This window comes from Streptomyces sp. NPDC036984 (genome assembly GCF_055607665.1).
On sequence record NZ_JBVJRL010000002.1, the window covers coordinates 606,099 to 627,561 of the forward strand.

Here is a 21,463-nt window from a genome sequence, read left to right on the forward strand (position 1 = left end):
GACACCTCCGGACGAGGCCGTGCGTGGAATCCGTGAGCACAGTAGGCCGATACGATCTCCAGCCCGCGCCGCACGCCCGGCGGCGCGCACCCGTGTCCCCCGTTCGCGGTAACGTGAGGCCCCTATGAACGCCAAGCCCGACGTGCGGCTCCCCGCTGTGTCCGTGATCATGCCCGTCCTCAACGAGGAGCGGCATCTGCGCGGGGCCGTCCAAGCGATCCTCGCGCAGGAGTACGCCGGCGAGATGGAGGTCGTGATCGCCCTCGGTCCGTCCACGGACCGCACGGACGAGATCGCCGCCGAGCTGGTCCGTGAAGACCCGCGCGTGCACACCGTGCCCAACCCGACCGGCCGCACCCCGGCCGCGCTGAACGCGGCGATCAAGGCGTCCCGGCACCCGATCGTGGTCCGCGTCGACGGCCACGGCATGCTCTCGCCGAACTACATAGCGACCGCCGTCCGGCTCCTGGAGGAGACCGGCGCGCAGAACGTCGGCGGCATCATGCACGCCGAGGGCGAGAACGACTGGGAGCACGCGGTCGCCGCCGCCATGACCTCCAAGATCGGTGTCGGCAACGCGGCCTTCCACACCGGCGGCCAGGCCGGCCCCGCAGAGACGGTCTACCTCGGCGTCTTCCGCCGCGAGGCCCTCGAACAGCAGGGCGGCTACAACGAGGAGTTCATCCGCGCCCAGGACTGGGAGCTGAACTTCCGTATCCGCGAGGCGGGCGGGCTGATCTGGTTCTCGCCCGAGCTGAAGGTGTCGTACCGGCCGCGTCCTTCGGTGCGGGCCCTCGCCAAGCAGTACAAGGACTACGGCCGCTGGCGGCACGTCGTCGCCCGCTACCACTCCGGCTCCATCAACCTGCGCTACCTCGCCCCGCCGACCGCGGTGTGCGCCATCGCGGCGGGCCTCGTCGCCGGCGCGGCGCTGACCCCGTGGGCCTTCGTGATTCCCGGCGGCTACCTCGCCGCGATCGTCGCGGGCTCCCTCCCGGCCGGCCGGGGACTGCCCCTCAAGGCCCGGCTCCGGATCCCGGTGGCCCTGGCCACCATGCACATGTCGTGGGGCTGGGGCTTTTTGACCAGCCCCAGGTCCCTGGCGAAGAAGGTCATCGCCTCCCGCCGGCCTGCGGTCCTCGACGCCGTCTGACGGACACGCGAGGGGCCCCTCCTGCCGCAGGAGGGGCCCCTTTCACGTCCGCCGGGCCGTCAGTGCCACTGGTAGGGCTTGTACACGTCCATGCACTTCGACTTGTCCGAGCCGTTGACGGCGTCGGCGCCCTCGGGCAGGTCTCCGGCCTTCGGGGCGGACTGCTTGGGATAGGCGGTGCCCGTGCGCCAGTCGGCGCCCACCACGAGCGTGACCCCCGACACATCGGTCGACTTCCGCACCTGGCTCATCGGGATGCCCAGCGCCTTGGCCACGGCCTGGGCGTCGCCCTCCAGGTCGGCGCTCGGATACCGCACGACCGTCTTGTCCTCGGCGAGGCTCCCCGAGGTGTCGGCCGTCGCCCGGGCGTAGCCCTTGCCCACCAGCTCCTGGCTGATCGCGGACGCCCGCTGCCGCACCGCGGCCTCGGTGGAGGTCCGGGTGGCGTTCTGCACCAGCACCCCGAGCCCGCTCGCGTCGACCGAGGGCTTCTTGGTCGCCTCGTCCTTGTCCGCGCCCTGCTTGGCGTCCGTCTTCTCGCCGTTCTTGTCGAACGGCACGTCGTCCTGGAGCATCTGCCACATCTTGGTGGCCTTGGACTTGTCCGGTACCACGTGGTTGTCCGGGTCGCTCGGGTCGGGGACGTTGGGCATCGTGACGCTCGTGACGCGGTCCGTCGGCACCGACTTCATCTCCATGCCCAGCCCGTACAGCTTCTTGACCGAGGCGATCTCCTCCGAGACCTTCAGGGACTTGGTGGCCGCCTCGGCCAGATCCATCAGCCGGCCGGTGTCGGTGAACACGTTCTGCCGCTTCAGCGTGCGGATCATCGAGTTCAGGTACATGTGCTGGGCGCGGGCCCGCATCAGGTCACTGCCCCAGGCGTGCCGGGTGCGCAGCCACTTCAGGGCATCCTCGCCGTAGACCTTCTGCCGTCCGGCCTTCAGCTTCAGCCCGGAACCGCCGCGCTGACGGGCCGTCGAGCGGTCCCAGACGTTCTGGTTCACGCAGACCTCGACACCGCCGATGGCGTCCGCCATGTTCACCACGCCCGCGAAGTCGATCGTCATCCAGTGGTCGATGTAGACCCCGGTGAGGTTCTCCCAGGTGAGCAGCGTGCAGCCGGCCCCGCCGCGGGCCAGGGTGACGTTGATGATGTCGTTGGTCGCCGGGTAGACCTTGCCGGTCTCGGGGTCCGTGCACTTGGGGATGTCCACCCGGGTGTCCCGCGGGATGCTGACCATGGCGGCGCTCTTGCGGTCCGCCGAGAGGTGGATGAGCATCTGCACGTCCGCGAGCGGGGGGTCGCCGACGTGGTCCCTGCTGCCGCCGAGTTTCAGGTTCTCCTTGGAGTTCCGGCTGTCGGAGCCGATGAGCAGGATGTTCAGCGGGGTCTGGCCGGCCGCGTTCGGCTCGGTCCGGTGCGCCTTGGAATCGTCGCCGTTGGCGCGTGCGCCCTTCTGGATGTTGCCGTTGAGATGCTGGTAGTACAGATACCCGGCGCCCGCGGTGCCGAGTATCACCACCGCCAGGACGGTCGCGGACCAGCGCAACGTGCGCCGTCTGCGCCGTCGCCGGTCGGTCTTCGGACCGCCTGCCCGCCGCCCGCCGCCGCGGCGGCCGGAACGCGCCGGCGCGTTCGAGGTCTGCGGCGTGAGCGACATCGTGTCCTCGACCGCCGGAGCCTCCCCGTGTACCTCGCTCTGCGCCAACTCCCTGCCCTCCCACCCTTGCGCCAAGCAACGGGCCCGTCCCGCGTCGGGTTAGACGCACGACGGGCCCCTTGGGTTACCTACGAGGCGCACTTCACCTTGTCTGCCGTGGACTTGTCGACGTCCGGCGCCTTCGACGGCGTCGTGAGGGAGACCCCCGCTCCCTCGAAGTCCTTGCCCAGGGTCAGCGTCATCGCCGGCAGCCCCTGGGAGTTGGTCACGCTCTTGCCGGGTTTCAGCGCCGATCCGGACAGGCCCATGATCGCGGCCAGCCGGCGCGCCTGGGCCGCCTGGTCGGGCGCGTACTCCAGCGTCGTCTTGCTCAACGCGGCGGGCGCGTTGCCGGCGTTCTCCGACTTGGTCACGCCCTGGTTGTTCTGGAGCCAGTTCAGCTCCGCCTGGGCGCTGCCGGCCGCGGCCCCGCCGTTGAGGATGCGCACCCGCACTTCGGAGGCGGGCGCCTTGGCGCCCTTGAGCCGGGCGGCCTGGGCGTCCTTCGCCGCCTTCTGCTTCTTCTTCACCTCGGTGAAGGAGACGTCGTTCCGGATGGCGTCGAAGACCGCGGGCGCCTTGGCCTCGTCCAGCACCACGGTGGCCTTGACCTTCTCCGCCGGGTTGTCCTTGACCGGCACCGTCGTGAAGGTCAGGTTCTTCGGGTTGAGCTTGCCCAGCTCCAGCCCCAGGTCCTTGAGCTTGCCGATGCTGTCGAGCTTGTCGTCCACGGTCAGCGCCTTGGTGCCGGCCTCCGCCAGCTTCACCATCTTCGTCGGGCTGCTCAGCGTGGAGTTGCCCTTCAGCTTGCGCATCAGCGCGCTCAGGAACTGCTGCTGGAGCCCGATCCGGCTCAGGTCGCCGCCGAAGCCCACGGAGTGCCGGGTGCGGACGAACGCCAGCGCCTGCTCACCGGAGATGTTGTGCGTGCCCTCGGACAGCTTCAGATGCGAGTCCGGGTCGTCGATGTTCTTGGCCAGGCAGACCTCGACCCCGCCGACCGCCTCGGTCAGCGTCTTGACCGCGTTGAAGTCGGCGACCATGAAGTCGTCCGGCTTGATCCCGGTCAGCCCGGTCACCGTCCGCATGGTGCAGCTGGGCGTACGGTCGTCCTGCCCGAGGCTCGTGTTGAAACGCGCCTTGTCGGAGCCCGCGATGACCTTCTGGCTGCCGTCCTCCTGCTGCGTCGGGCAGTCCGGGATGTCCACGATCAGGTCACGCGGGATGCTCAGCGCGGTGGCGTTGGAGCGGTCCTTGGAGACGTGCAGCAGGATCGTGGTGTCGGCGTGGCCGACGCTGCCCGAGTCGCCGTAGCCCTCGTTGCCCTTGCCGGTGCGCTTGTCGGTGCCGATCAGCAGGATGTTGATCGCCTCGTCCTTGCGGAAGCCGCCGGTGCCGGCGCCGTCGTCGGACACGGACGTGATGTTGTCGTTCAGGTGCTTGATGTAGAGGTAGCCGGCGGCCGCCACGGCGACCAGCACGAAGGCCATGGACCCGCCGGTCCACAGCAGTATCTTCTTCGCCGTCGACTTCTTCTTCACCGGCCGCCGGGACGCGCGCCGTCCCGGCGGCGGAGCCTCCGGTTCGCCGCCCCGGCGCCGGGCCGAGCGCGGCGGCGGCACGGTGCCTCGCGCCCGGGGCGTCTGCCGGGTCTGTCCCGCCGGCTGCCGCGCACGGCCGCCCGCCGCGCCACCGCCGTCCCGGGAGGACGGTCTGCGCGGTCCGGGCACCGGCGACTGCGCTGTGGAAGGGCTCAGTCGCAGTTCGTATTCGCCGGTGTTCGGATTGAGTACCCACTGGTCTGCGGGGTCGATGTTCTCCGCCCGCCCACGGCCTTGCGCGTCCACGGTTGTCCGAATCCTCCGTCGGGGCCACGCGGCGCCTTCCCCCTCCAAGGCGCTCGGGTCTCGGTGAATCAGTGCACGACCCCAGGACGGACCTCGCGGCCAGGTGCACCGGATCGCTCACACTATCCGCCCAGTTCAGCGTCGAGCGACGCCGGTGACAAATTCGACCTTCCTACAACCGGGCAATCCCCCTCATTTTCTGAACGGAAGTTCGTCGTTCTTGCCGTCCCCTTACGCGCAGACCTGTTCGGCGGCCGTGTTCCCGCGGAACGTCGGGGCGGCCGAGGGGTCGTCCGCACCGTCCGGTTCTGTGTCCTCGCCGGGGGCATCCTGTGCATTCTCCCGGGTCACCGCCACCGGCTGGTCGGCCCGCAGCCGCCCGAAGAGCCTCTCGGCCGCCGGCTCCACGAGTTGGTCACGGTTGGCGTCGTAGACGTACGACTCCCGTGGCACGGTCAGGAACTGCACACGTTCGGTGGGGATGTCGCGCAGCCCCCGCACCAACTGGTACAAGCCCCTCAGACTTGCCAGTTCCGGATCGGTGGTCAGCGCGGAGGTCGCCGCGTCCAGCACCGGATACAGCTTCACCGGGTTCAGCAGGACGTCGTTGCTCTGCACCTTGGTGACGAGCGCGCCGAGGAACCGCTGCTGCCGTTCCATCCGTGCGGTGTCGCTGCCGTTCCCGAGCGACTTGCGGGCACGCACGTAGCCGAGCGCCTGCTCCCCGTCGAGGGTGACCTTCCCCGCGGGCAGCCGCAGCTTCGCCGCCTTGTCGTCGACGGGTTCCTTCAGGCACACCTCGACCCCGTCGACGGCGTCCACGATCTCCTTGAAGCCGCTGAAGTCCACGACCACGTGGTGATCGATCCGGATGCCGGTCAGCTTCTCCACGGTCCGGATCGTGCACGCCGAACCGCCCACCTGGAAGGCGTGGTTGAACATCGTGAACACCGGGTCGCTGCGCCGGCCGTCCTCCTGCCGGCAGCCGGGGATGTCCACCATCAGGTCCCGGGGCAGCGAGACGGCGGTGGCGCTGTCCCGCCCGGCGTCCAGGTGCAGCAGGATCGTCGTGTCCGACCGCTCGCTGCCCAGGTCCTTGCCGTACTTGCCGTTGCCGTCCCCGGCCCGTGTGTCGGACCCGATCAGCAGGATGTTCTGCGCGCCCCGCACCAGCGCGGTGGGCCGCTCCCTCTCGTACCGGGCGAGTTCGGCGGCGGCCGCGTCGTCGGCGGTGATGTTGGCGCTGAGCTTGGCGTAGACGGCCCAGCCGGTACCGCCGGCCGCCACGAGGAGTACGGCCACCGAGAGCGCCGTACCTGTGACCCACCGCCGACGCCGCCGCCGTACGAGCCCTTCCCCGGTGGCCGAGGAGCCGGCACCGGGACCGAGGGAGTTGCCTGCGGCGTCGCTCACGTCAGGTCCACCCCTCCATGGCGTACGAGCGTCACGTCCTGCTCTTACGACGATGGCGGGGCGGGGGAGCGACAGCGCCCTTTGCTACTCCGATCGGGGGAACGGCGCCGGCCCACGGGCGCGGGGCCGGGCCGGCACGCGGCTCGGCCGCGACGGGCAGGCCGGTACGGCCCTACCGCCGAACGGCCGTCACCCGCTCGCTCTCGATCCGCTTGGCGAGACCCTCCTCGGCCAGCTCCTCCAGATGCCGGCACAGCACCACGGACCCGCCGACGGCCAGCGGCGAGAGCAACCCGGCGCACAGCCCTTCCCAGGTGTCGTACGGCAGCGCGGACAGCATGCGGGACCCGGGTCCGGTCAGCTCCAGCGACGGCGCCTCCGCGACGGCCCGCTCCACCACCTCCGCTCCGCTGAACTCCCGGCCGGCGACGATGAGCGCCGGCTCCTCCGGATCCACCGGAGCGAACGGGGCGAACCGGTCGCCCTGGCCCGGCACCTCCACCGCGTAGTCGAGGAACCCGGCCGGTGGCTGCGGGAAGCGTCCGCCGAGCGGCCGCAGCGCCAGAGCCACCCGCTCACCGGTGCAGGCGCGCGCGGCCTCCAGCGAGTCCGGCCCGCTGACGACGACGTCGGCGGCCGCCGGATCCCCGGCGACGTCCGCGACCGCGCCCACCGCGGAACAGGCCAGCAGCCACACCGCCGTCTGCCAGTGCGCGGGCAGCAGCAGGGCGACCCGGTCGCCGGGGCCGGCGGAGAGGTCGCCCTGGAGGAGGTTGGCGGTCTTGGCCACCCAATTGGCGAAGGTGGCCACGGAGAGTTCGACGCGTTCACCCGTGGCGTCGTCGTAGAAGGTCACCAGCGGACGGCCGGGGTCCGCGGCGAGCGCGGAAGTGAGCAGGTCGGCGAGGGTGCGATCGGTGGCGTTCACCCGGGACAGGGTACGCGCGGGCGAGCGCGCGCACGGGGCGGCGGAGCCACCGGTTCGGCGGAACGCTTCCCGACGGTCCGTCAGTTGTCCTATGGACAGATTTGTATGGCTATGTCCAAGATCATGCACATGCGTGGATTCCTCACTTCCTCTTCCGGTATCACCCCGCTCGCCGCCCGCTCGATCGGCATCACCTGCGCCACGGTCGTCGCCCTCACACCGGTTCTGCCCGCGACGGCGGCGACGGCGGTGAACGCGGCGGCCGCAGCGACCACCGCGACGGCGGCGGCGGTTGCACCGGGGGCGACGGAACGGTCCGCCGGGGCTCAGGGGGACGGCCGGGTGGGCAAGGGCGGGGCACAGCGGCCAGGTTGGCTGGGTGCGGCCGCGCGTCCGGGTGTCGGGCGGTCGGGTGAGGCCGGGGTCCCGGGCAGTACCCGGTCACTGCCGCTCGTCCCCCTCTCCCGCGAGCGCGTTCTCGGCGCGGCCCCGGAGCAAGGGCTGTATCGCGCCGACCTCGACCGGTTCGCGCTGGTCGGCGTCGTCTGGGACGACCCGGGCACCGAGCTGCACGGCCGGGTGCAGGTGCGCACCCGGTCCGCCGTGACGGGGGAGTGGTCCGGGTGGCAGGACATCGAGACGCACAACGCCGACCACGGCGCCGACCCGGGCGCGGCGGAAGGCTCCTCGCGGCAGGTGCGCGGGGCGACCGCGCCGCTGTGGGTGGGCGACTCGGACGGCGTGGACGTGCGGGTGCGGGCGGAGCGGGCGGATGGCGCGGACGGCACGAAGGGCGCCGGGGGAGCGGGGGGTGCGGAGCGGGCGGACAGTGCGGGTGCCGCGGGGAGCGCTGGTGGCGGGGGCAGGCGTGCAAGTGGGGTGCGGGCGCCGTTGCCCTCCGGGCTGCGCCTGGAGCTGGTGGACCCCGGGGAGGACACGGAGGGCGCGGGAGGGGCGGGGGAGGAGGGGAAGGAGGGGACGGCCGGATCGGCCGGCGAAGCCCGGGAGGCCGGAGGGGCTGCGGCGCCCGGGGAGGCACTCCCCGAGCACCTGCCGGCCGACGAGCCCCACACCGAACTGGACACGGAGGCCGCGATGGCCGCGTCGGCCGCCAACGCCGACATCACCGACTACGGCGCCACCGCGATCCCGGCACTGGACCGGTGGGCCACCGAAGAGGAGCTGAACCGCCTCCTCGGCACACCGCGGGCGAAGCCGTACATCGGACCGCGCCCCCGGATCGTCACGCGCCGGGGCTGGGGCGCGGACGAGTCACTGCGCGAACACGGCTTCGTCTACACGAAGAAGGTCAAGGCGGCCTTCGTGCACCACACGGCCTCGGGCAACACGTACACCTGCGCCCAGGCCCCGTCCGTCATCCGCAGTATCTACCGCTACCACGTCAAGAGCATGGGCTGGCGGGACATCGGCTACAACTTCCTCGTCGACAAGTGCGGAACCCTTTACGAGGGCCGGGCCGGGGGCGTGGCCAAGGCGGTGCAGGGCGCGCACACCCTCGGGTTCAACACCAACAGCATGGGCATCGCCGTGATCGGCACGTACAGCGCGAGCAAGCCGTCGGGCGCGGCGGTGACGGCCATCGCCAAGCTGACCGCGTGGAAGCTCGGGCTCTTCGGGGCCGATCCGCGCGGAAAGACATATCTCACGTCGGGTGGTGGCAATCTCTACCCCAAGGGGAGGAACGTACGACTGAACGTGATCTCCGGCCATCGGGACGGTTTCGCCACCGAGTGCCCCGGCAAGCGGCTCTACGCCAAGCTCGGCACGGCCCGCTCCAACGCGGCGCGCTACCAAGGGCGCTGAGGCCGGGGCCCGCGTTCACCCCCGTCGGGGGACGGGTGGGGCGGCGGGGGCCGGGCGGGGCCGTACGGGGGCCGGCCCGAGGCAGTCGGGGGAAACCGCACGCCGATCTCGCGGGACACCGTGCGGCCAGCGAGGGCGCCGTCGCCCGGTCTGCATACACTGACCGGCCGAAACGAGTGTGACGAGTACGTTCGGCCGGTCCCGGCAGGAAGCAGAGACGACAGGTGACAGAAGCGATCCTTCTGGTCGGCGGCAAAGGCACCCGGCTGCGCCCGCTCACGGTGCACACGCCCAAGCCCATGGTCCCGGCCGCCGGGGTGCCGTTCCTCACCCATCAGCTGGCCCGGGCGCGAGCGGCGGGCGTGGAGCACATCGTCCTGGCCACCAGCTATCTGGCCGAGGTCTTCGAGCCGTACTTCGGCGACGGCTCCGCGCTGGGCCTGCACCTCGAGTACGTGACCGAGGAGGAGCCCCTGGGCACGGGTGGCGCCATCCGCAACGTCGCCTCCCGCCTGCACTCCGGCCCGGACGACCCGGTGCTGATCTTCAACGGCGACATCCTGACGGGCCTGGACATCAGGGCCCTGGTCGACACCCACGAGTCGACCGGCGCGGACGTCTCGCTCCACCTGACGAAGGTGACGGACCCGCGCGCCTACGGTCTCGTGCCGACCGACGAGACCGGCCGCGTCCTGGCCTTCCTGGAGAAGCCGCAGACGCCGGAGGAGATCGTCACCGACCAGATCAACGCGGGGGCGTACGTCTTCCGCCGCTCGGTCATCGACACGATCCCGGGGGGCCGCCCGGTGTCGGTCGAACGGGAGACCTTCCCCGGCCTCCTGGCCGCCGGCGCCCATCTCCAGGGCATGGTCGACTCCACGTACTGGCTGGACCTCGGCACCCCGGCCGCCTTCGTGCGCGGCTCGGCCGACCTGGTCCTCGGCCGCGCGCCCTCTCCTGCGGTTCCCGGCCGCTGCGGCGACCGGCTCGTCCTTCCCACGGCCAGGGTGGCGCCGGACGCCAAGGTGACCGGCGGCACGGTGGTCGGCGAGGGCGCGTTCGTCGCCGAGGGCGCGCAGGTCTTCGGCTCGGCCATCCTCCCCGGCGCCGTCATCGAACCCGGAGCCGTCATCACCGACTCCCTCATCGGCACCCGGGCCCGCGTCGGCGAACGCTCCGTCCTCACCGGCACGGTCGTCGGCGACGGCGCCATCGTGGGCCCCGACAACGAGCTCCGCGAGGGAGCCCGCGTATGGTGCGACGCCCGCATCCCGGCAGGCGCGGTCCGCTTCTCCTCGGACCAGTAGCCGACGGCCGTCCCGCCCTGGCACGACGGCCAGCCCCACCGCTGCGCGTTCGGCCCGCCCTGTCCTAGCTGCGGGCAGTCGTGCCGCTTGGGGCGGCACGGGTGGGCGCAGCGGCACCCGGCCGGCGCCGGTGAGTGTCCCCGGCGCGGTCCGGCGGCAGCGCCTCGCACCCGCCGGCGCCGGCAGGTGGACGCCCCCCTCACAACAACCCGATATCCACCCGAGGCATCTTCGGCACCCGCCGCGCCGGCACGCACCCGCTCAGCAGAATCAACCGAGCCGCCCGATGCCGCTGCCCGGCATACGGCTCCAGCAAGCGCAGCATCTCCGCGTCATCGGCGTCCCGCTCCCCCGCCAACGCCCACCCCACGATCCCCGGCAGATGCAGATCCCCCACGGTCACCGCATCCGCCGCCCCATGACTGCGCTGCACCACTTCCGCCGACGTCCACGGCCCGATCCCCGGCACCACTTCCAACCGCGCCCGAGCCTCCACGGCCGGCATCCCCACCGCCTGCTCCAGCCGCGCAGCGACCCGCACGGCCCGCAGAATCGTCGAGGCCCGCTTGTCGTCGACCCCGGCCCGGTGCCACTCCCAGGAGGGAATCAGCGCCCAGCTCCGCGGCGCCGGCACCACCCACATCGGCCGTTCGCCCACCCCGGCGGGGCCCGGCGCCGGCTCCCCGAACCTCTGTACGAGCAGCCGCCACGCCCGGTACGCCTCGTCGGTGGTGACCTTCTGTTCCAGCACGGACGGGATCAGCGACTCCAGCACCAGCCCGGTCCGGGTCAGCCTGAGCCCCGGCCGCCGGTGCCGCGCCAGCGCCACCACCCGGTGCCGGGGCACGAACGCGTCCGGATCGTCGGCCGCGCCGAGCAGCTCGGGCAGCCGGTCCAGCAGCCACTCCGCGCCGGGCCCCCACGCCTCGCCGAGCACCTCACCGCCGTACGCGCGCACCCGCAGCGTGCCCGGCCCGGCAGGAGTACGGCTGGTCCGCCACACGGACCCGTCCGCCGTGGCCCGGAACGTCGGGTCGGCGGGCCCGCGCCGGAGCGGCCCGAGCGTCAGCCCCAGGTCCAGCGGCCCCTCCGGTACCCATCGCCGTACCCGCGCGGGAGCGGTCGCCTGCCGCGGTATCCCGGCCGCGGCCCCCGCGGGTACGGCGACATGCCCGCCGCGCACGGTCGTACGCGTGGGCCGCTGGGGGAAACGTCCTGCCACGAATGGGTCCCGGGGATGTCAGGGGTGCGGGTGCCGTCCTACGAGCCTAGGCGTTGAGGGACTCACCGCACCTCCACGAACGCCCCCGCGTCCCGCTCCGGCCGCGGTCCCGGGTCCTCCGCCGGGCGGCCGACCGCCACCGCGCCCATCGGATCCCAGTCGGCCGGCAGCTCCAGCACCTCGCGCACCACGTCCCGGCAGAACATCGTGGACGACACCCACGCCGAGCCCAGCCGCTCTCCGGCCAGCGCGACCAGCAGGTTCTGCACACCCGCGCCCATCGCGACCACGAACATCTCCCGCTCGGCACCGTCGCGCCGGGCGTCCCCGTAGGTGTGCGAGCCGTCCATGACCAGGCACGGTACGACCAGATAGGGCGCGTTGCGCAGGACGTCACCGCGCCGGATCCGCTTCGCGACGGACTCCTCGCTCCTGCCGTCCCGGCGCAGGTCGGCGATCCAGGCGTCCCGCATGGCATCCAGCAGCCGTACCCGCGACTCCGCCGACTCCAGCAGCACGAACCGCCAGGGCGTGGTGTGGTGCGGGGCGGGTGCGGTGAGAGCCGCCGCCACCGCGCGGCGGACCGCGCCGGGGTCCACGGGTTCGTCGGTGAAGGCCCGCACGGTGCGGCGCTGGGTCATCGCCTCCCGGACCGCCTCGGAGGTGCCGAGCCGGAACATGTCGTCCTGCCCGATGCGCACCAGCGCCCGCGCGCCCTCGCCGTCCGCGCCGGCATCGGCCTCCACCACGTGCGGGAGTCCCCGTACGACGGCGACCGGCCGGCCCGCCGCCTTGCCCTTGACCAGGTCACCGGCGGCGGCCAGCTCGTCCGCCGTGGCGACGACGGTCGCGTTGAGCGGATTGCCGTACGCGTCCGTGCCCCCGCGAAGATCGTCCAGCACGCGAACCCCGGCGGCGCCGATCGCCACGTCCGTGAGCCCCGAGCGCCAGGGTCGCCCGAAGGTGTCGGTGACGACGACACCGACGTTGACACCGAGGGCATCGCGCAGGCCGGCGCGGATGGCGCGCGCGGACGCGTCCGGGTCCTCCGGCAGCAACAGCACGGTGCCGGCGGGGGTGTTGGAGGCGTCGACCCCGGCGGCGGCCATGACCAGGCCCTGCCGGTTCTGCACGATGCGCAGCGTGCCGCGCCGGGCCACGACCCGGACCGTCTCGGCGTCGATCGCGGCCTCCCGGTCGGCCGCCTGCATGATCCGGCCCTCGGCCTTGGACACGATCTTGGAGGTGACGAGCAGCACGTCCCCGTCGGCCAGGCCCGGTTCGGCCGCGGCGATCAGCTTGGCCAGGTCGTCGCCCGGCTGCACCTCGGGGATGCCGGACAGGGCCCAGACCCGGTATTCGGGGCGCGCCTCGGTCATGCCTCGCGCACCTCCTCGGCCAGCGCCAGCGCCTCCCGCGCCATCTGCGCGGTCGCGTCCGGGTCGGTCATCATCAGCGGTACGGCCCGGCAGCGGATGCCGTCCGCCTCGACCCGCTCGACCACGCCCGCGTCCACGGTGTCCACCAGCCAGCCGTCCAGCAGCCCGGAGCCGTAGTGCTCGGCGACCGCGGCGGCCGTGGACTCCACGCCGACCGCGGCGAGCACCTTGTCGGCCATCCCGCGCACGGGCGCGTCCCCGACGATCGGGGAGAGGCCGATCACGGGCACGCCCGCGTCCGCGATGGCCTCGCGGATGCCTGGGACGGCGAGGATCGTGCCGATGGACACGACCGGGTTGGAGGGTGGGAAGAGGATCACGTCCGCCTGGGCGATGGCCTCCAGGACGCCCGGGGCCGGCTTGGCCTGCTCGGCGCCGACCGGGACGACGGCCTGGGCCGGGACGGAGGCCCGCAGCTTCACCCAGTACTCCTGGAAGTGCACCGCCTTGCGCTCACCGTCCAGCTCGACGGCCACATGCGTCTCGACGCGGTCGTCGGTCATCGGGATGAGTTTCACGCCCGGCTTCCAGCGGTCGCACAGCGCCTCGGTGACCGCGCTCAGCGGGTAGCCGGCGCCGAGCATCTGTGTCCGCACGATGTGCGTGGCGAAGTCCCGGTCGCCCAGCCCGAACCACTCCGGGCCGACCCCGTAGGCCGCCAGTTCCTCCTTGACGCGGAAGGACTCGTCGGCCCGTCCCCAGCCTTGCTCCTCGTTGATGCCGCCGCCCAGCGTGTACATCACCGTGTCCAGGTCCGGGCAGACCTTCAGCCCGAAAAGATGGATGTCGTCGCCGGTGTTGCCGATGACCGTGACGTCCGCGTCCGGCACGGCCCGCTTCAGACCACGCAGGAAACGGGCACCGCCGATGCCGCCTGCCAGAACCACAATGCGCATTGAAACAGTGTGTCAGCCGCCGGGCCGACTCGTTGAGGGGTGGTGGTCGGGCGACGGGCGGGACGGTGCTGCCGGCGGGTTCGACGACGCGTCAGACGCCCACCGGCCGAGGGGCCGTCGGCTTTCGGGCAGCCACCCGGCGCGGGGCCGGCGGCCGTCAGGCGGTCACCGGGCTCGGCTCGGTGCGCGCCTCGCAGTGCGGGGACGTGTGCATCGGCATCTCGGTCAGGCCCGGGTAGTACACGTGCAGGCTGACCGCCGGCTCCAGCGCGTCGTTGACGACCTCGTGGACGTACCCCGGAGCGAACACCCGCTGCGCCCCCGCCGTGAGCGCGCGCGTGCGCTGCCCGCTGTGCTCGGTGAGCGTGCCCTCCAGGACGGTGAGGATTCCGGACGAGTGCCCGTGGTCGTGCGGCCCGGTGCCCTGCCCGGGCACCCAGGACAGCAGCCAGACCTCGTAGCCGGGTCCCGTGCGCAGCCGGTGGTACCAGCGGGTGGTGGCGTCGTACCGCACGAGGTGCGCCCACTGGGCGCGGTCGGCGGCGATGGAGCGGGCGAGCCCCACGAATTCGGCGATGGTGGCCGGGTGCTCGCGCGGCGGCTGGAGCAGGTGCGGGACTTCGAGGATGTCGCCGGCGATCTGGAGGTCGTTGTCGCTGTTCATAGGGGTGCTCTGGTCCTCGGCGGAAGAGTGGGGTCCGGGAAGGAGGGTGCTGCGAAGGGGAACGACCGAGTCGGCACGACACAGGACTCGGGACCGGCTGGAGCGAGAGACGGGCTCAACAGCAGGAACAGCGACAACAGCGACAGCGAGACCGGGCAGCACCGTGGGACCCGGCGGTGCGGGTCGAGGTGAGTGCCAAGTTCGCGAGCATGCCCACTAGGACAGCGGCTCACACCCGTGGTGTCAACTCGACGCCCGGTATGTGGGACATGTTTCACCTCATCCGGTTCATCTGTCAGGTGAAAGGTTTGTTCAACGGGACCTCGGGACACATGGGGCACATCCGAGCGCTAGAGCCTCGCGGAACGCCGTCGAACACGGAGGCGTCTTTCTCCGTACAGGGAGCTGTACGGGTCCGGCCGTCCCCGCGGTCCAGGCTGGGCGGGAAGGTTTATGGCGATTTGAACACTTTCCGCACGGCCTTGGTTCCGCAGAGTGAATAACGGGCCCAATAGCAGATCTCGGCTTGACTCGCCCGGAGCAGCACACTTGTAATTTCACTCGTGTCGTTCAGCCGAAATCGGTAACGGCTACGCACGGGGACGCGAAAGACAGACGAGGGGCGCACATGACCGAGCTGGTGCAGCAACTGCTGGTCGACGACGCGGACGAGGAGCTCGGCTGGCAGGAGCGCGCGCTGTGCGCCCAGACCGACCCCGAGTCCTTCTTCCCCGAGAAGGGCGGCTCCACCAGAGAGGCCAAGAAGGTCTGCCTCGCCTGCGAGGTCCGCTCCGAGTGCCTCGAATACGCCCTCGCCAACGACGAGCGCTTCGGCATCTGGGGCGGCCTGTCCGAGCGCGAGCGCCGCAGGCTCAAGAAGGCCGCCGTCTGAAACGGCCGCGCACACGCGTGCACACGCGCGCGCGTCCACCCGAAATCGTCACGAACGGCCCGTCGCCGGTGGGTTATCCACAGGCGGCGGGCCGTCGTCATGGCCAGCCGATAGTGTGGTCGCTCGTCCGAGACGCCCCGCTGTCCCCTCGACCCGCGAGGAGGCACAGGCGTCCACCGCAGTCCATCGAACCGGGGCCCGTACCTCGATGTCCGTGCACAGCCATACGGCAGCCCAAGACCCGGCTGCCACTCCTGAGTTCCCGCGTCATGTGGTGACCGCGGTCCTCGTCTCCCATGACGGCGCCCGCTGGCTGCCCGACGCGCTCGCCGGGCTGCTCGGCCAGGAGCGCCCCGTCCAGTACGCGGTGGCCGCCGACACCGGCAGCGCGGACGACTCCGCCCAGCTGCTCACCGACGCCCTCGGCGACGCCAACGTGGTGCACCTGGCCCGCCGCACCGGCTTCGGGCAGGCCGTCGAGGAGGCGAGCCGCACCGCGCCCGTCCTCACCCCGGAGGACCTGCCGTACCTCAAGCGCCCCAGCGGCTGGGACCCCGTCACGCGCACGTGGCGCGACGACGCCTACGACCTGCCCGAACTGCCGCACGGCGAGCCCGTCCAGTGGCTCTGGCTCCTGCACGACGACTGCGCCCCCGAACCCGACGCCCTCGCCCAGCTGCTGCGGGTCGTCGAGAACGAGATCGAGCTCGGCCGCGACGACGTCGCGGTCGTCGGCCCCAAGCTGCGCGGCTGGTACGACCGCCGCCAGCTGCTGGAGGTGGGCGTCTCCATCGCCAACTCCGGCCGCCGCTGGACCGGCCTGGACCGCCGCGAACAGGACCAGGGCCAGCACGACCACGTCCGCACCGTGCTGTCCGTCTCCACCGCCGGCATGCTCGTCCGCCGCGACGTCTTCGAACAGCTCGGCGGCTTCGACCGCCGGCTTCCCCTCATGCGGGACGACGTCGACCTGTGCTGGCGCGCCCACACCGCCGGCCACCGCGTCCTGGTCGCCCCCGATGCCGTCGTCCGGCACGCCGAGGCGGCCTCCCGCGAACGCCGAACGGTCGACTGCGCCGGCCGCACCACCGCCTCCCCGCACAAGGTCGACAAGGCGGGCGCCGTCTACACCCTGCTCGCCAACACCCGTACGGCAGCGCTGCCCTGGGTGCTGCTGCGGCTCGTCCTCGGCACCGTCCTGCGCACCCTCGCCTACCTCGTCGGCAAGGTCCCCGGCCAGGCCGTCGACGAGATCCGCGGCCTGCTGAGCACCCTGCTGCGGGCCGAGCGGATCATCGCCGCCCGGCGCCGCCGCGGCCCCTCCCGGATCGACAAGGGAGAACTGCGCCAGCTCTTCCCGCCGCCCGGCGCCACCATCCGGGCCACCGTGGAGCAGATCGCGGGCAACTTCACCAGCGGCACCGACGCCGACACCACCTCGGCCGGCCGGCACGGCGGCGCCGTGGAGTCCGGGCCCGGCGGCGACGACGCCGACTTCCTGGAGGTCGAGCAGTTCGCCCGGCTCAAGCGGATCGCCCGCAAACCCGGCCCGGTGCTCTTCCTCACACTGCTGCTCATCTCCCTCGTCGCCTGCCGCGCCCTGCTCGCCGGCGGCGCCCTCGCCGGCGGCGCCCTGCTGCCCGCTCCGGCCGGCGCCGGCGACCTGTGGTCCCGCTACCTGGACGCCTGGCACCCCGTCGGCGCCGGTGGCACCCCGTCCGCACCGCCCTATCTGGCCATCGTCGCGACCCTCGCGTCGATCCTGTTCGGCTCCACCGGACTCGCCGTCACCGTCCTGCTGGTCTGCTCGGTGCCGCTCGCCGGATGCACCGCCTACTTCGCCTCCCGGCCCCTGGTCACCTCCCGGCTGCTGCGCGCGTGGGCCGCCATCGCCTACGCCTTCCTGCCCGCCACCACCGGCGCCCTGGCCGGCGGCCGCATCGGCACCGCCGTCCTCGCCGTACTGCTGCCGCTCATCGCGCGCGCGGGCATCGCCGCCAGCGGCCTCGCGCACCGCACGGGCGCCCGCGGCAGCTGGCGCGCCACCTGGGCGTACGCGCTGCTGCTGACCATCACCACCGCCTTCACACCGATCGTCTGGCCCATCGCGCTGCTCCTCGGCGTGGGTGTGCTCGTGCTGCGCCGCGGCGATCTCGTCGCCCACGGCCTGCGCTTCCTCGCCCAGCTCGGCACCCCGCTGCTGGTCCTCGCGCCCTGGTCGCTGACCCTGCTCCCGACCGGCTTCTTCCAGGAGGCCGGCCTGGAGTACGGCCCCTCGGCCGCCTCCGCGCTCGACCTGCTCGGCACCGCACCCGGCGGCCCCGGCACCGTGCACGGCCTGATGCTCCTCGGCATCGTGCTCGCCGCGCTCGCCGCCCTTCTGCGCTCCGAGCGGCAGCTCGGCGTCCGCACCGCGTGGGCCGTCGCCCTGGTCGGCCTCGTCTTCGCCGTCCTGTCCAACAAGTCCGCCTGGGCGGGACCGGCCACCCTCGTCTACGGCATCGCCCTGCTGGCCGCCGCCGCCCTCGGCGCCGACGGCGCACGCGCGCGCGTGGCCGAGCAGAGCTTCGGCTGGCGCCAGCCCGTCGCCGTCCTGATCGCCTTCGCGTCGGCCGCCGGCCCGCTGCTCGTCGCCGCGGGCTGGATGCTCAGCGGCGCCGACGGCCCCCTGGAGCGTCGCGACCCGGCGCAGGTGCCCGCGTTCGTCGCCGAGGACTCCACCGGTGGCGACCAGGCCCGCACCCTGGTCCTGGACAGCGACTCCACCGCGCGCGTGCGCTACACCCTGGTCCGCGGCTCCGGCGCCCGCATGGGCGACGCCGAACTCACCGCCACCGAGGACCGGAACGCACGCCTGGGCAAGATCGTCGCCAATCTCGTCGCCGGCTCCGGCGCAGACCAGGCCGACGAACTCGGCGGCTTCGCCGTGCGCTACGTCCTCGTGCACAAGGGCGCCCCCCGCGAGATCACCCGCGTCCTCGACGCCACCCCCGGCCTGACCCGGCTCAGCCAGCAGAACGGCGGCGCCCTGTGGCGCGTCGACCAGGAGGTCTCCCGCGCGGCCATCGTGCCCGCCGCCGGCTCGGGCAAGGCCCGGCCGGTGCCCGCGGGACCGGTGGAGATCCACACCACCATCCCCTCCGGCTCCGGCAGCCGCGTCCTGCGCCTCGCCGACAGCGCCGCCGACGGCTGGACAGCCACCCTCGACGGCAAGCCGCTCACCCGCACCACGGTCGACGGCTGGGCCCAGGGCTTCTCCCTGCCGTCCACCGGAGGCAGGCTGGACGTCACCTACGACGCGCCGATCACCCACACCGCCTGGCTCTGGGCACAGGGCGCGCTCGCCGTCGTCCTGGTCGTCCTCGCCCTGCCCGGCCGCCGCCGCGACGTCGACGACGATCTGCCCGAGGAGCAGCCGCTGCCCGCCCAGGCCACCGCAGGCGAGGGCCGCCGCGCCCGCCGCCTGCGCGCCCAGGCCGAGGAAGCGGCCACCGAGAACCAGCCCGGCACACCTCCGCCCCCGGACCAGCCTCCGGCGGCCGTGCCCCAGCAGCAGTCGTACGACATGGGGGTCCCCCCGGCCGAGGAAAGCCGGGGCTGGGCGACGGAGCCCTCCCCGTACAGGCAGGCGGAGTACGGCGGCTACGGCACCGACCCGTACCAGACGGCGACCGGCTACGACCAGCAGACGTACCAGCAGCCCGACCCCTACCAGACGGCCCCGTACGACCCGTACGCGTACAGCGGCACCACCGACCAGATGCCGTACGACCCGGCGGCCTACCAGCAGCAGGGCTACGACCCGGCGTACGACCCCGCCCAGCAGGGCTATGACCCCGCCCAGCAGGGTTACGACCCGGCCCAGCACCCCCACGGCACCGGCAGCCAGCGCCCCGACGGGAGCCAGCAGTGAACCGCACGACCCTGTCCCTGATCGCCGGCACGGCAGCGCTGGCCGCCGTCACCGCGTTCGCCGCGCTCGACTCGCCGTCCGCCTCCGGCGCCGCCGCGCCCGAGGCGGCCGCCCACCTGCCCGTGGAGCGCACCAGCCTGCTGTGCCCGGCGCCGAGCCTCTCGGACATCGCCGACACGTCGTACACGTCGTTCACGCCCGTCACCAAGGGCGCCGCCGGCAGCGGCAAGGCCCAACTCCAGGCGGCCACCGAGCAGTCGGGCGATCCGGCCGACGACGAGAAGGACAAGGGCGACAAGGGCGACAAGAGTGACAAGGGGGTCGAGGGCGGCAAGAAGAAGGCCGACCAGCCGGTGCTCACCCCCAAGGCACCGGGCACGCCGGTCACCGGTGACACCTCCGGCGCCGACGCGCCCGCGCTCGTCGGCACGGCGGACGGCAGGTTCGCGCCCGGCTGGACCGTCCAGGAGACCACCGAGGTCGCCGTCGGCACCGGACGCGGCCTCCAGGGCGTCAACTGCACCGGCGCCGACACCGAGTTCTGGTTCCCGGGCGCCGGCACGGCCGCCGGCCGCACCGACTACGTGCACCTGACCAACCCCGACGACACGGCCGCCGTCGTCGACATCGAGCTGTACGGCAAGGACGGCGCGATCAAGTCCACGCTGGGCGAGAACCTCACCGTCAAGCCGCACGCCAGCGAGCCGATCCTGCTCTCCACGCTCACCGACGAACACCAGGCCGACCTGACCGTGCACGTCGGCGTGCGCAGCGGCCGGGTCGGCGCGGCCGTACAGGCGCTGGACGACAAGACCGGCGGCGACTGGCTGGCCGCTGCCGCCGACCCGTCCGGCAGCCTGGTCCTGCCCGGCATCCCGAAAGACGCCACCGACGTCCGCCTGATCGCCTTCACCCCCGGTGACGACGACGCCGACCTGAAGATCCGCCTGGCCTCGCCCGACGGCCTGATCACCCCGGCCGGGAACGAGACCCTGCACGTGAAGTCCGGCATGACGACGGCGGTCGACCTCGGTGACGTCACCCGTGGCGAGGCCGGCTCGCTGGTCCTCGACCCCAACGACGAGGCGGTTCCGGTCGTCGCTGCCCTCCAGGTCGTCCGGGGCAAGGGCGACAAGCGGGAGACGGCGTTCATCCCGGCCACCGCCGCCGTCGGCACGCGCGCGACCTCGGCCGACAACAGCGCGAAAGGCACGACGCTCGCCCTGACGGCCCCCACCGGCACGGCCACGGTCAAGGTCACGGCATCGGCCGGCAGCGAGGGCGGGACACCGGTCACCAAGACCTACACGATCAAGTCCGGCACCACCCAGAACGTCGACGCCCCGGTCCCGGCGGGCCTGAAGGGGACGTACGCCCTGACGGTGGAACCCACCTCCGGCGGCCCCGTCTACGCCTCCCGCACCCTCGCCGCCACCGAGGGAGGCATCCCCGCCTTCACCATCCAGACGCTCCCGAACGACCACGGCATGGTGGCGGTACCGGAAACGGACGAGGACTTGTCGCTGCTCCAGAAGTAGCGGCGCCGGGGTGGGCCGGCGCCGCTAGTCCTCCCCGTACCGGGGATCCACAGTCTCCGGCGTCAGTCCCAGCAGCTCGGCCACCTGCTCCACGACGACCTCGTGCACCAGCGCGGCCCGCTCGTCCCGCCCCTTGGTCCGGATCTCCACCGGACGCCGGTACACGACCACCCGACCCCGCCGTCCGTCACGCGGGGGGACGATCCCCCCGAGCGGCACGGCCTCGTCACTCCATGGCGCCGCCGGATCACCCGGCCCGTCCAGCCGGGGTACCTCCAGCACGAGGAAATCGATGTCGGCCAGCTGCGGCCACCGCCGTTCGAGGCGCTCCACGGAGTCCTGCACCAGGTCCGCGAACACCTCGGCACGGCTGGCCGCCAGCGGCACCTGCGGCGGTGCGATCGGCCCCCGCATGCCCCGCCCGTGGCGATCACGGCGACGAGGCCCGGGGCCGGCGGCACGGGGCGGTACACGGTTGTCCATCACTGATGAAGCGTAGTCCTCGCACCCCTCGGTCGTCCGGCCCCACGCGCCAACGCGCCCTTGACCCCCTGCCGCAGGATGACCATTCCAGCCAACGTCTGGCTCGTTTCCGTAAGCCTCCAAGACCGCCGAACTCAAGGCAATTGACGGTGTTTGTGCCGGCTCGTGACCGGACACGATCCCGCCCGACTCCCGCCGGAAACCCGTCGGTGCAGGTCAGCGGGGTGCGCTCGCAGGGGTG

The 21,463-nt window shown here is 72.6% G+C and carries 15 protein-coding genes; 6 read left to right on the forward strand and 9 right to left on the reverse strand.

Annotated elements, in window-relative coordinates; genetic code table 11:
* Positions 1-124: 124 nt before the first annotated feature.
* Positions 125-1,153, forward strand: coding sequence for a glycosyltransferase family 2 protein (locus ACZ7DL_RS06770; RefSeq protein ID WP_470771928.1), 1,029 nt, complete (start codon positions 125-127; stop codon positions 1,151-1,153).
* Between the two features lie 59 nt (positions 1,154-1,212).
* Here ACZ7DL_RS06770 and ACZ7DL_RS06775 read toward each other — a convergent pair whose 3' ends face one another.
* The 4 genes from ACZ7DL_RS06775 to ACZ7DL_RS06790 all read right to left on the reverse strand — a co-directional run bounded on the left by ACZ7DL_RS06775 (position 1,213) and on the right by ACZ7DL_RS06790 (position 7,044).
* A complete protein-coding gene (locus ACZ7DL_RS06775) occupies positions 1,213-2,817 on the reverse strand; it encodes an LCP family protein (RefSeq protein ID WP_470772005.1) in 1,605 nt (534 codons plus the stop codon).
* Positions 2,818-2,945: 128 nt separating this feature from the next.
* Entirely contained in the window at positions 2,946-4,703 is a 1,758-nt protein-coding gene (locus ACZ7DL_RS06780; protein ID WP_470771930.1) for an LCP family protein, read from the reverse strand.
* 231 nt (positions 4,704-4,934) lie between these two features.
* Positions 4,935-6,116, reverse strand: coding sequence for an LCP family protein (locus ACZ7DL_RS06785; RefSeq protein ID WP_470771932.1), 1,182 nt, complete (start codon positions 6,114-6,116; stop codon positions 4,935-4,937).
* 172 nt (positions 6,117-6,288) lie between these two features.
* Positions 6,289-7,044 carry a TIGR03089 family protein gene (locus ACZ7DL_RS06790; RefSeq protein WP_470771933.1) on the reverse strand — a complete coding sequence of 252 codons (756 nt, stop codon included), beginning with the start codon at positions 7,042-7,044 and terminating at the stop codon, positions 6,289-6,291.
* A 129-nt stretch (positions 7,045-7,173) separates the two neighbouring features.
* Here ACZ7DL_RS06790 and ACZ7DL_RS06795 point away from each other — a divergent pair, with 129 nt between their 5' ends.
* Complete coding sequence (locus tag ACZ7DL_RS06795; protein ID WP_470771934.1) at positions 7,174-8,868, forward strand: peptidoglycan recognition protein family protein; 1,695 nt, start codon at positions 7,174-7,176, stop codon at positions 8,866-8,868.
* A gap of 224 nt (positions 8,869-9,092) precedes the next feature.
* On the forward strand, positions 9,093-10,175 hold the full coding sequence (gene manB / locus ACZ7DL_RS06800; protein WP_470771935.1) for a mannose-1-phosphate guanylyltransferase: 1,083 nt from the start codon (positions 9,093-9,095) through the stop codon (positions 10,173-10,175).
* A 199-nt stretch (positions 10,176-10,374) separates the two neighbouring features.
* On the opposite strand, the gene ACZ7DL_RS06805 is transcribed toward manB, so the two are convergent.
* From ACZ7DL_RS06805 to ACZ7DL_RS06820, 4 genes are all read right to left on the reverse strand, one after another.
* Complete coding sequence (locus ACZ7DL_RS06805; protein ID WP_470771936.1) at positions 10,375-11,397, reverse strand: DNA-3-methyladenine glycosylase family protein; 1,023 nt, start codon at positions 11,395-11,397, stop codon at positions 10,375-10,377.
* A gap of 62 nt (positions 11,398-11,459) precedes the next feature.
* Positions 11,460-12,776 (reverse strand): coenzyme F420-0:L-glutamate ligase, encoded by a 1,317-nt coding sequence (locus ACZ7DL_RS06810; RefSeq protein ID WP_470771937.1) that lies wholly within the window; start codon positions 12,774-12,776, stop codon positions 11,460-11,462.
* Positions 12,773-13,732, reverse strand: coding sequence for a 2-phospho-L-lactate transferase (cofD, locus tag ACZ7DL_RS06815; RefSeq protein ID WP_470771938.1), 960 nt, complete (start codon positions 13,730-13,732; stop codon positions 12,773-12,775). The genes ACZ7DL_RS06810 and cofD overlap by 4 nt, the downstream gene beginning before the upstream one ends.
* A 157-nt stretch (positions 13,733-13,889) precedes the next feature.
* Positions 13,890-14,396, reverse strand: coding sequence for a cysteine dioxygenase (locus ACZ7DL_RS06820; protein WP_470771940.1), 507 nt, complete (start codon positions 14,394-14,396; stop codon positions 13,890-13,892).
* A 628-nt stretch (positions 14,397-15,024) separates the two neighbouring features.
* On the opposite strand from ACZ7DL_RS06820, the gene ACZ7DL_RS06825 reads away from it, so the two are divergent.
* The 3 genes from ACZ7DL_RS06825 to ACZ7DL_RS06835 all read left to right on the forward strand — a co-directional run bounded on the left by ACZ7DL_RS06825 (position 15,025) and on the right by ACZ7DL_RS06835 (position 20,739).
* Positions 15,025-15,288: a WhiB family transcriptional regulator gene (locus ACZ7DL_RS06825; protein ID WP_003975777.1), complete on the forward strand. Its 264-nt coding sequence runs from the start codon at positions 15,025-15,027 to the stop codon at positions 15,286-15,288.
* 208 nt (positions 15,289-15,496) lie between these two features.
* Positions 15,497-19,201: a glycosyltransferase gene (locus ACZ7DL_RS06830; protein ID WP_470771942.1), complete on the forward strand. Its 3,705-nt coding sequence runs from the start codon at positions 15,497-15,499 to the stop codon at positions 19,199-19,201.
* On the forward strand, positions 19,198-20,739 hold the full coding sequence (locus tag ACZ7DL_RS06835) for a DUF5719 family protein (protein ID WP_470771944.1): 1,542 nt from the start codon (positions 19,198-19,200) through the stop codon (positions 20,737-20,739). Before ACZ7DL_RS06830 ends, ACZ7DL_RS06835 begins: the two co-directional genes overlap by 4 nt.
* A 24-nt stretch (positions 20,740-20,763) precedes the next feature.
* Here the strand turns inward: ACZ7DL_RS06835 and ACZ7DL_RS06840 are convergent, their stop codons facing one another.
* Positions 20,764-21,153 carry a metallopeptidase family protein gene (locus tag ACZ7DL_RS06840; protein ID WP_470771945.1) on the reverse strand — a complete coding sequence of 130 codons (390 nt, stop codon included), beginning with the start codon at positions 21,151-21,153 and terminating at the stop codon, positions 20,764-20,766.
* Between the last annotated feature and the right edge of the window lie 310 nt (positions 21,154-21,463).